Origin of the sequence: Stenotrophomonas sp. NPDC077659 (assembly GCF_050268705.1) — a bacterium.
Classification (GTDB): Bacteria; Pseudomonadota; Gammaproteobacteria; order Xanthomonadales; family Xanthomonadaceae; genus Stenotrophomonas.
This window is the reverse complement of the sequence record NZ_JBNNHG010000121.1, coordinates 1-11,898: the sequence shown is the minus strand read 5'-3', so window position 1 is coordinate 11,898 and position 11,898 is coordinate 1. Positions and strand designations below refer to the sequence as shown.

At 67.0% G+C, this 11,898-nt stretch carries 13 protein-coding genes; 12 read left to right on the top strand and 1 reads right to left on the bottom strand.

Translation table 11 applies throughout. The features are described 5' to 3' along the window. Nucleotides 1-11 precede the first annotated feature (11 nt). A complete protein-coding gene (locus tag ACQKDV_RS15070; RefSeq protein ID WP_427784758.1) occupies nucleotides 12-635 on the top strand; it encodes a hypothetical protein in 624 nt (207 codons plus the stop codon). Nucleotides 636-729: 94 nt separating this feature from the next. Here the strand turns inward: ACQKDV_RS15070 and ACQKDV_RS15065 are convergent, their stop codons facing one another. After that, on the bottom strand, nucleotides 730-1,470 hold the full coding sequence (locus ACQKDV_RS15065; protein WP_427784757.1) for a DUF3011 domain-containing protein: 741 nt from the start codon (nucleotides 1,468-1,470) through the stop codon (nucleotides 730-732). Nucleotides 1,471-1,629: 159 nt separating this feature from the next. On the opposite strand from ACQKDV_RS15065, the gene aspS reads away from it, so the two are divergent. From aspS to tolQ, 11 genes are all read left to right on the top strand, one after another. Continuing rightward, entirely contained in the window at nucleotides 1,630-3,381 is a 1,752-nt protein-coding gene (gene aspS, locus ACQKDV_RS15060; RefSeq protein WP_427784755.1) for an aspartate--tRNA ligase, read from the top strand. 16 nt (nucleotides 3,382-3,397) lie between these two features. Then, on the top strand, nucleotides 3,398-3,721 hold the full coding sequence (locus ACQKDV_RS15055; RefSeq protein ID WP_427784753.1) for a DNA primase: 324 nt from the start codon (nucleotides 3,398-3,400) through the stop codon (nucleotides 3,719-3,721). A gap of 32 nt (nucleotides 3,722-3,753) precedes the next feature. After that, entirely contained in the window at nucleotides 3,754-4,275 is a 522-nt protein-coding gene (locus ACQKDV_RS15050) for an N-acetyltransferase family protein (protein ID WP_427784752.1), read from the top strand. Between the two features lie 78 nt (nucleotides 4,276-4,353). Continuing rightward, on the top strand, nucleotides 4,354-4,986 hold the full coding sequence (locus tag ACQKDV_RS15045; RefSeq protein ID WP_427784749.1) for an esterase/lipase family protein: 633 nt from the start codon (nucleotides 4,354-4,356) through the stop codon (nucleotides 4,984-4,986). A 175-nt stretch (nucleotides 4,987-5,161) separates the two neighbouring features. Then, on the top strand, nucleotides 5,162-5,893 hold the full coding sequence (locus tag ACQKDV_RS15040) for a YebC/PmpR family DNA-binding transcriptional regulator (RefSeq protein ID WP_427784744.1): 732 nt from the start codon (nucleotides 5,162-5,164) through the stop codon (nucleotides 5,891-5,893). 105 nt (nucleotides 5,894-5,998) lie between these two features. Next, the gene (gene ruvC, locus ACQKDV_RS15035) at nucleotides 5,999-6,520 is read left to right on the top strand and encodes a crossover junction endodeoxyribonuclease RuvC (RefSeq protein WP_427784743.1); all 522 of its coding nucleotides are present in this window, start codon (nucleotides 5,999-6,001) and stop codon (nucleotides 6,518-6,520) included. A 13-nt stretch (nucleotides 6,521-6,533) separates the two neighbouring features. Next, nucleotides 6,534-7,127 carry a Holliday junction branch migration protein RuvA gene (gene ruvA / locus ACQKDV_RS15030; protein ID WP_005410756.1) on the top strand — a complete coding sequence of 198 codons (594 nt, stop codon included), beginning with the start codon at nucleotides 6,534-6,536 and terminating at the stop codon, nucleotides 7,125-7,127. A gap of 54 nt (nucleotides 7,128-7,181) precedes the next feature. Beyond that, nucleotides 7,182-9,101: a potassium transporter Kup gene (locus ACQKDV_RS15025; protein ID WP_427784740.1), complete on the top strand. Its 1,920-nt coding sequence runs from the start codon at nucleotides 7,182-7,184 to the stop codon at nucleotides 9,099-9,101. Nucleotides 9,102-9,575: 474 nt separating this feature from the next. Continuing rightward, nucleotides 9,576-10,616 carry a Holliday junction branch migration DNA helicase RuvB gene (ruvB, locus tag ACQKDV_RS15020; RefSeq protein ID WP_427784738.1) on the top strand — a complete coding sequence of 347 codons (1,041 nt, stop codon included), beginning with the start codon at nucleotides 9,576-9,578 and terminating at the stop codon, nucleotides 10,614-10,616. Continuing rightward, the gene (gene ybgC / locus ACQKDV_RS15015; protein WP_427784737.1) at nucleotides 10,606-11,037 is read left to right on the top strand and encodes a tol-pal system-associated acyl-CoA thioesterase; all 432 of its coding nucleotides are present in this window, start codon (nucleotides 10,606-10,608) and stop codon (nucleotides 11,035-11,037) included. Before ruvB ends, ybgC begins: the two co-directional genes overlap by 11 nt. Nucleotides 11,038-11,047: 10 nt before the next feature. Further along, nucleotides 11,048-11,827, top strand: a complete 780-nt coding sequence (gene tolQ / locus ACQKDV_RS15010) for a protein TolQ (RefSeq protein WP_079222896.1) — start codon at nucleotides 11,048-11,050, stop codon at nucleotides 11,825-11,827. Nucleotides 11,828-11,898 lie beyond the last annotated feature (71 nt).

Below are 11,898 nucleotides of genomic sequence, written 5' to 3'. Positions count from 1 at the left end.
TACGTGCCCCACTGCTATCCATCGCCGCGCTGTGCAGCCTGGCCGCCTGTTCGCAGCAGCCGCCCGCGATCAACCATGATCTGTCCACCGCGCCGGCCGATGCGTTCATGGCGGCCATCGCCGCCCATTGCGGCCAGGCCTTTGCAGGCAAGGTGGTGGAAGACACCCCGGCCCCCACCGGCCAGGATCCCTTCGCAGGCCAGCGCCTGGTGATGCACGTGCGCGGCTGTGCGGATCCGGGGCATGAGCTGCGCATCCCGTTCCATGTCGGCGATGACCATTCGCGGACCTGGATCATCACCCGCACCGGGAACGGCCTGAAGCTGAAGCATGACCACCGCCATGCCGATGGCAGCCCGGATGCAGTTTCCCTGTACGGCGGCGACAGCACGCCACCGGGTACCGCCGAACGCCAGCAGTTCCCGGCCGATGCTGACTCGGTGGCGATGTTCCGCCGCGCCGGCATGCTGGCCTCCACGTTCAATACATGGACCATGGAAATCGAGCCGGACCAGCGCTTCGTCTACGAGTTGACCCGGCCTGAAGGGCGCCGCTTCCGCGTCGAGTTCGACCTCAGCAGGCCGGTGGCACTGCCGCCGGCCCCGTGGGGCGACCCGGCCTCACCGGCACCCTGACGGGTCTATCTGGTAGCGCCGGGCCATGCCCGGCGGCTTTTCTGCGGTTCAGCGTGCGCCGCTGCGCTCGCCGGGCATGGCCCGGCGCTACCCATCAACGCGTTCCGAAGCGGGCCCGGCATCCGTTGCTCACCCACACCCGGCCGCGTGAATAGCCCCAGCTGCGGCCTTCCTGGCAGGCACTGCCGGACAGCTGCTGCTGCAGCACCGGCCGGCCCTGGCGTTCATCCCAGTCGCAGTTCTGGGTGCGGTTGTCGTTGCTGCTGCAGGTGATCGAATAGTTGCTGTTGCCGCCGCCCCAGTTGCCGCCGTGGCCACCGCCCCAGCCGCCACGCGACTCGGCGAACTCGCCGCGACAGCCGCGGTTGACCCAGATGGCGCCGTTGCGCACGCCCCAGGTCTGGCCTTCCACGCAGGCCGATCCGGAAATCTGCCGGACCAGGGTCGCCCCGCGCCAGTTCACCGGACAGCTGCGCTCACGGTTGTCCTGGCTCTCGCAGCGGATGGTCGCACCGCTGCCGCCGCCCCAGTTGCCGCCATTGCCACCGCCCCAGCCGCCGCGGCCCTCGACGAATTCGGCCCGGCAGCCACTGGTCACCCAGATGCTGCCGTTGCGGCTGCCCCAGGTGCGGCCCTCCACGCAGGACGAGCCGGACAGCTGGCGCACCAGCTGTGCACTGCGCCAGCCGGTGTTGCAGACCCGCTCGCGGTTGTTCTGGCTCTCGCAGCGGATGACGCCGTTCTGCGCAGCGGCAGGGGCGGCGGGCAGGCTCAGCCCGGCAAGGGTGCCTGCGGACAAGGTCAGGGCCAGGCTGGCCAGGGACAGCGTTTTCATGGCGGAACCCGATACGGTGGGTGGTGCGCGACTATAAGGACGGGGCGGATAAAGCCCGTGTGACTGTCCGCATTTGCCCCGGCCGGGGCCTCGGCCGCAGAATACGGAGCTTTCCGGCCCCCGTCGGGTGCCGGCGTTCTCCAGCGGAGCTTTCCCCCCATGCGTACCCACTTCTGCGGCCTGGTCGATGAGACCCTGATTGGCCAGACTGTCACCCTCGCCGGCTGGACCGACGTGGCCCGTAACCAGGGCGGCGTCTGCTTCATCGATCTCCGGGATCATGAAGGCATCGTGCAGGTGACCGTGGAGGTCGACAACGCCGAAGTGTTCGCCGTGGCCGCCTCGCTGGGCTATGAGGACGTGCTGCAGGTCGAAGGCGTGGTGCGCGCCCGCCACGCGGTGAACGACAAGATCGCCACCGGCAAGGTGGAAGTGATCGCCACTGCCATCACCGTGCTGAACAAGGCCGCGCCGCTGCCGTTCCACGCCCACGAGAACCCGGGCGAAGACACCCGCCTGAAGTACCGCTACCTGGACCTGCGGCGCCCGGAAATGCAGCGCATGCAGCGCACCCGCATCAAGCTGGTGCAGGCCCTGCGCCGCCACCTGGACGAGCGTGGCTTCCAGGACATCGAAACCCCCATCCTGACCAAGGCCACCCCGGAGGGCGCACGCGACTTCCTGGTGCCGGCGCGCATGCACCCGGGCGAGTTCTACGCCCTGCCGCAGAGCCCGCAGCTGTTCAAGCAGATCCTGATGGTGGCCGGCTTCGACCGCTACTACCAGATCGCGCGCTGTTTCCGCGACGAGGCCCTGCGTGCCGACCGCCAGCTGGAATTCACCCAGCTGGACATGGAATTCGCCTTCGTGCGCGAGCGCGACGTGCAGGACTTCGTCGAATCGATGATCCGCGCCATCTTCAAGGAAGTGGTCGGCGTCGAGCTGGCCGCCAGCTTCCCGCGGATGACCTGGGCCGAGGCGATGCGTCGCTACGGTTCGGACAAGCCCGACCTGCGCATCGCGCTGGAACTGGTGGATGTGGCCGAACTGGTCAAGGACAGCGGGTTCGCTGTGTTCACCGGCCCGGCCAATGACGCCGAAGGCCGCGTGGCCGCGCTGCGCATCCCGGGCGGTGCCACCCTGTCGCGCAAGCAGATCGACGAATACGCCGCACACGCCGCCAAGTACGGCGCCAAGGGCCTGGCCTACATCAAGATTGCCGACAACGGCGAAGTCAGCTCGCCGATCCAGAAGTTCTTCAGCGAGGAATCGTTCGCCGCCCTGGTCGCCCACGTCGGCGCCGGCAACGGCGACATCGTGTTCTTCGGTGCCGGTGGCTACAACAAGGTGTCCGATTTCATGGGCGCCCTGCGCCTGAAGGCCGGCAAGGACTTCGGCCTGGTCGCCGACGGCTGGGCCCCGCTGTGGGTCACCGATTTCCCGATGTTCGAATGGGACGAGGAAGAACAGCGCTACGTCGCCCTGCATCACCCCTTCACCGCGCCGGCCGTGGACGACATCGCCGACCTGCGTGCCAACGCCCGTACCGCCGTGTCGCGTGGTTATGACATGGTGCTCAACGGCAATGAAATCGGCGGCGGCTCGATCCGTATCCACCGCCCGGACATGCAGAGCGCGGTGTTCGAACTGCTGGGCATCGGTGCCGAAGAGGCCCGTGCCAAGTTCGGCTTCCTGCTGGATGCGCTGAATTACGGCGCGCCGCCGCACGGTGGCATCGCCTTCGGCATCGACCGTATCGCCGCGCTGATGGCCGGCACCGAGTCGATCCGCGATGTCATCCCGTTCCCGAAGACCACCGGTGCGCAGGATCTGATGACCGATGCGCCGTCGCCGATCATCGACACGCAGCTGGCCGAAGTACATATCCAGGTTCGCCCCAAGACCAACTGATCAGGAGATCCAGGCAATGACCGAGTTTGCGTTTTCGCTGGAGTGGGAAAAGCTGGGCAACGAAGGCTCTGATGCCAACCTGGTTACCGAGCGTGCACGCGTCTTCGGCGGTTGGCTGGTCCGTGTCGGAATCAACCCGGCGGCGATGGCCCTGACCTTCGTCGCCGACGGCGAAGGCCGCTGGGACGGTGAAGACTTCGGCGTCGAGGATTACGAGGACGACGAAGAGGAAGAGTACGACGAGGACGAGGAAGCAGAAGGCGAGGACGAGGACGAAGAGGAATACGAGGAAGAGGACGAGGAAGAAGAAGGCCAGGAGGAGTCGTCGGAACGGGCTTGACCCCGACCGTCGCCCTGGCGTCAACTCGACCCATGTATTCCATCCGACGCGCCACCGTGGACGACGCGCCGACCCTGTCGGCGCTGGCTGCCCGCACGTTCACCGAGACCTTCGGCCATCTGTACCCGCCGCAGCACCTGCAGGACTTCCTTGAGCAGTCCTACACGGTGGAGCGGCAACGTACGATCCTGGCCCACCCCGATTACGCGGTGTGGCTGCTGGAGCTGGACGGGGAGGCGGTCGGCCATGCCGCCGCCGGGCCCTGCGGGCTGCCACATCCGGACGTGAAGCCCGGTGACGGCGAGCTCAAGCGTCTGTACCTGATCAAGACCCAGCAGAGTTGTGGCTGGGGCAGCCGGCTGCTGGAAACCGCACTGGCCTGGCTGGAACAGGACGGCCCGCGCACCCTGTGGTTGGGGGTGTGGTCGGAAAACTTCGGTGCCCAGCGTTTCTACGCCCGCTACGGCTTTGAAAAGGCCGGCGAGTACCTGTTCCCGGTGGGCGAAACCAACGACCTGGAATTCATCCTGCGCCGGGTTCCGCGTTCGGCGTGAGGTCGTTCACCGGCGCTTGCCGGTGGATTCGGTTCAATCATCGTACGTCCCGCCCCGCCGAACGCCAGGCTGTAACGCATGACTCCCCCCGTACTGCTGCTGCATGGCATCTGGAATGCCCGTGCCTGGGTCGGGCCACTGGCCTGGCGCCTGCGTGCCCGTGGTTTCCAGGTGCATACCTTCGGTTATTCCTCGGTGTTCGGTGGCCCCGATGTCGCCGTGCCACAGCTGCTGGAGCGCCTGGCCGATGCCGGTCCGCTGTCGCTGGTGGGCCACAGCCTGGGCGGCCTGCTGGCGCTGGAGGCCCTGCGCCGCCAGCCGCAGCTGGACGTGCAGCGGGTGGTCTGCCTGGGTTCGCCGCTGCGCGGCAGCGGCACCGCGCGCTCGTTGTCCGAGCATGGCTGGGGCCTGGCCCTGGGCCGCAGCAGCGAGCTGCTGCTGGACGGCCTGCCGGACTGGCAGGGCAGGGCCGAGGTTGGGCTGATCGCCGGCTCGGTGCCGCGTGGGCTGGGCAGCCTGCTGGGGGCGCTGGATGACGTATCCGACGGCACCGTGGCGCTGGCCGAGACCCGCCTGCCGGGGCTGGCTGACCACTGCGTAGTGCGTACCAGCCACAGTGGCCTGGTGGTGTCGCCCGACGCCGCCCGGCAGACCGCGCATTTCCTGCGCCACGGGCAGTTCGACCACAGCCGCGACGCCGCCGCCGCGTAAGGCCTGGCGGTGGGACCGTTTTGTAGAGCCGAGCCCACGCTCGGCTGTTGTTCGGTCAGGCACCGCTGGGCCGAGCATCGGCTCGGCTCTACAACAATGCGCCCTAGACACGGTTGCCGCCCGCGATCAGGTAGAATCCGCGCCTTGATCCTGAAGCAGCCAGACGGTAGCACCCATGGGTAGAGGCCCCTCCATCGAAGCCCGCAAGAACGCGTCCGACGCGAAGCGTGGCAAGATTTTCACCAAGATCATCCGCGAGATCGGCGTTGCCGCGCGCGGCGGTGGAGGCGACCCCAACAACAACCCGCGCCTGCGCGTTGCCATGGACAAGGGTTTGAGCGTGAACATGTCCAAGGATGTGATCGAGCGCGCCATCAAGAAGGCCACCGGTGAACTGGAAGGCGTCGATTACGAGGAGATCCGCTACGAGGGCTACGCCCCGGGTGGCGTGGCCGTCATCGTCGACTGCCTGACCGACAACCGCGTGCGTACCGTGGCCGATGTCCGCCACGCGTTCAGCAAGTGCGGCGGCAACATGGGTACCGAAGGCTCGGTCGCCTTCATGTTCAAGCGCCTGGGCGTGCTGCACTTCGCCGCCGGTGCCGATGAAGAGGCCATCACCGAAGCCGCCATCGAGGCCGGCGCCGACGACATCGTGGTCTACCCGGACGACGGCGCGATCGACGTGGTCACCAGCCCGGAAGCATTCAACGCGGTCAAGGATGGAATGGCCGCGGCCGGCCATGTCGCCGACCACGCCGAGATCACCTTCCGCGCGGACAACGACATCAAGGTCGAGGGCGATGTCGCCCTGCAGGTGAAGAAGCTGCTGGACATGCTGGAAGACCTGGACGACGTGCAGGACGTGTATTCCAACGCCGAACTTGGCGCCGACGCTTACGCCTGAGCCGTCTTCGACGGCCTGGGCGCGGGCCGTTGAACGGTCACCGCGGACAGTCATGAGCCCATTGCCCTGCCAGCGTTTCCCGTTCCACCCGGCCAGGAGTGCCACATGACCCGCATCCTCGGCATCGACCCCGGTTCCCAGCGGACCGGGGTCGGCATCATTGATGTCGACGCCGCCGGCAGGGTCAGCCACGTGCACCACCAGCCGCTGGTGCTGCTGGGCGCCGACGATTTCCCCCAGCGCATGAAGCTGCTGGTGCTGGGCCTGGCCGACCTGTGCCGGGAGTACCAGCCGGACGAAGTGGCCATCGAAAAGGTATTCATGGCCCGCAACCCCGATTCGGCGCTGAAGCTGGGCCAGGCCCGCGGCGCGGCCATCTCGGCGGTGGTCCTGCGCGACCTGCCGGTGCACGAATACGCCGCCAGCGAGATCAAACTGGCCGTGGTCGGGCGCGGTGGCGCTGAAAAGCAACAGGTTCAACACATGGTCGGGCTCATGCTCAACCTGAAAACCAAGCTGCAGGCCGACGCGGCCGACGCGTTGGCGGTGGCGATCACCCACGCCCACGTAAGGGCAACGGCCAACCGCCTGGGGCTCAGTGCCCGCCTGGCGTGGGGCCGCAAATGAGGAGCTGCACGCAATGATCGGTCGACTGCGCGGCATCGTCGCCTACAAGGCGCCGCCGTGGCTGGTGGTGGACGTGAACGGAGTGGGCTACGAACTGGAGGCGCCGATGAGCACCTTCTACGACCTGCCCGAGCTCGGCCGCGAGGTCACCCTGTACACCCATTATTCGCAGAAAGAGGACAGCGTCTCGCTGTACGGCTTCCTGCGCGAGGGCGAACGCCGCCTGTTCCGCGATGTGCAGAAGGTCAGCGGCATCGGCGCGAAGATCGCGCTGGCCGTGCTGTCCGGCGTCACCGTCGAGGAGTTCGCGCGCATGGTCCAGGCCGGTGACATCACTGCGCTGACCCGCATCCCGGGCATCGGCAAGAAGACTGCCGAGCGCATGGTGCTGGAACTGCGCGACCGTGCTGCCCAGTTCGGTGCCGGTGGCGCGCTGCCCACCGGTAGTGGCCCGGCCCCGGCCGATCCGCTGTCCGATGCCACCGTGGCCCTGCAGCAGTTGGGCTACAAGCCAGCCGAAGCCGCGCGCATGGCCCGCGACGCCTTCAATGAGGGCGACGAAGTGGCCACGGTCATCCGCAAGGCCCTGCAGTCGGCGCTGCGCTGAAGCGCGCGCTGTTTATTCCCCTGACCCCATCGCCTGAGCGTCGCCAGGAGTCCCATGTCCAGCAGTCAAACCCCGCACGCCACCACTCCGGGTGGCCATGGGCACGCCCCCCCGGCCGGGGGACTGGCGCTGATCATCGGTGCGATCGGCGTGGTCTTCGGCGACATCGGCACCAGCCCCCTGTACACCCTGAAGGAGGCGTTCTCGCCGCACTACGGGCTCAACAGCGACCACGACACCGTGCTGGGCGTGCTGTCGCTGGCGTTCTGGGCGCTGAACATCGTGGTCACCCTGAAGTACGTGACCATCATCATGCGTGCCGACAATGACGGCGAGGGCGGCATCATGGCCCTGATGGCGCTGACCCAGCGCACGCTGCGCAATGGCTCACGCTCGGCTTACGTGGTCGGCATCCTGGGCATCTTCGGTGCGTCGCTGTTCTTCGGCGATGGGGTGATCACCCCGGCCATTTCAGTGCTGGGCGCGGTGGAGGGTCTGGAAGTGGCCGCCCCCGGCCTGCATGCCTTCATCGTGCCGATCACCGTGGTGGTGCTGCTGATGGTGTTTGCCGCGCAGCGCTTCGGCACCGAGAAGATCGGCAAGCTGTTCGGGCCGATCACCTCGATCTGGTTCATTTCGCTGGCCGCCATCGGCATCTACAACATCGTCGATTCGCCGGAAGTGCTGAAGGCCTTCAACCCGTGGTGGGCCATCCGCTTCTTCATGGAACACGGCTGGCACGGCATCTTCATTCTGGGCGCGGTGGTGCTGGCAGTGACCGGTGGCGAAGCACTGTATGCGGACATGGGCCACTTTGGTGCCAAGCCCATCCGCCATGCCTGGTACTTCTTCGTGCTGCCGTGCCTGGTGCTGAACTACCTGGGGCAGGGTGCGCTGGTGCTCAACCACCCCGAGGCGCTTAAGAACCCGTTCTTCGAGGCGGTGCCGGACTGGGCGCTGTACCCGATGATCATCCTGGCCACCATGGCCGCGGTCATCGCCTCGCAGTCGGTCATCACCGGTGCGTTCTCGGTCTCGCGCCAGGCCATGCAGCTGGGCTACATCCCGCGCATGCGCATCAAGCACACCTCGCACGACACCATCGGCCAGATCTACATCCCCGGCATCAACTGGGGCATCGCGGTGATGGTCATCGGCCTGGTGCTGGCGTTCCGCAGCTCGTCCAACCTGGCCGTGGCCTACGGCATCTCGGTGTCGGCCACCATGCTCATCGACACCCTGCTGCTGGCCCTGGTGGCCCGCTCGCTGTGGCCGAAGGCACGCACCTGGATCCTGCCGCTGTGCGTGGTGTTCTTCATCATCGACCTGGGCTTTGTCATCGCCAACGGCGCCAAGCTGCTGCAGGGCGCGTGGTTCCCGGTGGTGCTGGGCATCTTCCTGTTCACCATGATGCGCACCTGGCGCCGTGGCCGCGAACTGCTGCGCGATGAAATCCGCAAGGACGGCATCCGCATCGACACCTTCCTGCCGGGCCTGATGCTGGCGCCGCCGGTGCGCGTGCCGGGCACCGCGGTGTTCCTCACTGCCGACCCCACCGTGGCCCCGCACGCGCTGATGCACAACCTCAAGCACAACAAGGTGCTGCACGAGCGCAACGTGTTCCTGCACGTGGAAACCCTGCCCATCCCGTATGCCATGGAAGGGCAACGGCTGAAGATCGAATCGGTGGGTGACGAGTTCTACCGGGTCTACGTGCGCTTCGGCTTCATGGAAACCCCGGACGTACCGCTGGCGCTGATGCGCTCGTGCGACCATGGTGGCATCTACTTCGACCCGATGGAGACCACCTTCTTCGCCAGCCGCGAAACCATCGTCGCCACCGCCAACCGCGGCATGCCGATATGGCGCGACAAGCTGTTCGCGCTGATGCACCGCAATGCCGCGCCGGCGACGGGGTTCTTCCGGATTCCGGGCAACCGCCTGGTAGAACTCGGCGCGCAGGTGGAGATTTAATCTCCACCTGCGCTACGCCCCACGATTTGCTGCGCAAACCGTGGGCCCCGCACGCATTCCCCCTTGAACAACAAGGGGGCTTGGCTTCCCGAAGTGTTCCGCGCCAGCAGTTGGGCATCGCTCGGCTGCACCGTTCCATCCACGCATGGCGTGGATCTACCGTGTCGACCAAGGTCGACACCTACCAGATCCGACCCCGTGCCGACCCACGGTCGGCACCCACCAAAGCAGAATGCCGTTCCGACAGACTGCGGCAAACTGTCGAATGCGGGGTGGGTCCGGTGGCGGGGGCGTGAGCGCCATGGATGGCGCGACCGAGGCTACAGGGACGTACTTGCGCCGTCCCCTGCCACCGGAACTGCCCCGCCATCCCACGGATGCCTGCTCTTGCTTCGGCCTTTGACGTTGCTCCGGCTTCGGCGGGTGCCGGGCGCAGCCCGGCCGAAACCCGTACTTTTGCCGCATAATCAGCACATGACCGACGATCGCATCATCGGCGCCGGCGCCACCCGCGAGGATGACGCCGCCGACGCCAGCATCCGCCCCAAGCGCCTTGCCGATTACCTCGGCCAGGCGCCGGTGCGCGAGCAGATGGACATCTACATCCAGGCGGCCAAGGCCCGTGGCGACGCGCTCGACCACGTGCTCATCTTCGGTCCGCCCGGCCTGGGCAAGACCACCCTCAGCCATGTCATCGCCAACGAACTGGGCGTGGCGCTGCGGGTGACCTCCGGCCCGGTCATCGAAAAGGCCGGTGACCTGGCCGCGCTGCTGACCAACCTGCAGCCGCATGACGTGCTCTTCATCGATGAAATCCACCGCCTGTCGCCGGTGGTCGAGGAAGTGCTGTACCCGGCGATGGAAGACTTCCAGATCGACATCATGATCGGTGAGGGCCCGGCGGCCCGCTCGATCAAGATCGACCTGCCGCCGTTCACCCTGATCGGCGCCACCACCCGTGCCGGCCTGTTGACCGCGCCGCTGCGCGACCGCTTCGGCATCGTCCAGCGCCTGGAGTTCTACAGCGTCGAGGAACTGACCCGCATCGTGCGCCGGTCGGCGGCCATCCTGGCCATCGACTGCACCGCCGATGGGGCAGGGGAGATCGCCCGCCGTGCGCGCGGCACCCCGCGTATCGCCAACCGGCTGCTGCGCCGCGTGCGCGACTATGCGCAGGTCAAGGCCGGCGGCCACATCGACGAAGCCGTCGCCCAGGCCGCCATGCAGATGCTCAAGGTCGACCCGGAAGGCTTCGATGAGCTTGACCGGCGCCTGCTGAAGACCATGGTCGATTACTTCGATGGCGGCCCGGTGGGCATCGAATCGCTGGCCGCGGCCCTGTCCGAAGAGCGCGGCACGCTGGAAGACGTGGTCGAGCCCTACCTGATCCAGCAGGGCTTCCTGGTGCGCACCGCGCGCGGCCGCATGGCCACCCACAAGGCGTACCGGCACATGGGCCTGAAGCCGAAGAACCCGCCGCAGGACCTGTTCGCGGAGGTTCCCGATGTCGGTTGAGCCCCGATTCAGTTGGCCGACACGCATTTACTGGGAAGATACCGATGCTGGCGGGGTGGTCTACCACGCCCGCTACGTGGCCTTCATGGAACGGGCCCGGACCGAATGGATGCGCGCGCTGGGCTACGGCCAGGAGCGCATGCGCAGCGAGCACGGCATGGTGTTCGCGGTGCGTTCGATGCAGATGGACTTCATCAAGCCGGCCCGGCTGGATGACGCCCTGCAGGTGAGCGCCACCCTGGTCCAGCTGAAGAAGGCCAGCATGGTCTTCGACCAGCGGGTCGAGCGCGACGGCGAACTGCTGCTGTCCGCCCAGGTCCGCATCGCCGCACTGGACGCGGCCAGTTTCCGCCCGCGCGGCATGGACGAGATCGTCCTTGCCGCGCTGCAACCCCACCTCCACCCCGAATCCGAACTTTGAGGAACAACGGATGATCGCAACGCTCCTGGCCCTGCAGGCCACGGTCACCGAGGCACTGCCGGCCGATGTCAGCAACGCCGCGACCCAGACCCTTGCCCAGGCCACCACCGGCGGCGGCATCAACTACCTCGAACTGATGGCCAAAGCCAGCCTGCCGGTGAAGATCATCGTGTTGCTGCTGCTGGTCGGCTCGTTCGTCAGCTGGGTGATCATTTTCCGCAAGGCCCGCGTGTTCAAGCAGGCCACCCGCGAAGCGGACGAGTTCGAGAACCGCTTCTGGTCCGGTGCCGACCTGGGCAAGCTGTACAGCTCGGCCACCGACCGCAGCCGCAATGTCGGCGGCCTGGAAGCCATCTTCGAAGCCGGTTTCCGCGAGTACAGCCGCCTGCGCGACAAGCGCCGCCTGGATGGCCGCGCGCAGCTGGAAGGCGCCCAGCGCGCCATGCGTACCACCTACACCCGCGAAGTGGACCAGCTCGAGCGCAACCTCGAACTGCTGGCCAACATCGGCTCCACCGCCCCGTACGTGGGCCTGGTCGGTACCGTGTTCGGCATCATGGTGACCATGCACGACATGATCAGCAGCGGTGCCCAGGCCGGTATCGCCGCCGTTGCCCCGGGTATCTCCGAAGCGCTGTTCGCCACCGCCATCGGCCTGTTCGTGGCCATCCCGGCGGTGTGGGCCTACAACCGCTTCACCACCCGCGTGGAACGCATGTCGGTGCGGTTCGAGACCTTCGCCGAAGAGTTCAGCTCCATCCTGCAGCGCCAGAGCGCTGGCGACGAGTAAGCGCCTGACCCGGGAGTTCAGGTGCGGGATCAGGATGTCATTGAGGCAGGTCAGGAAGCCCCACATGAAGA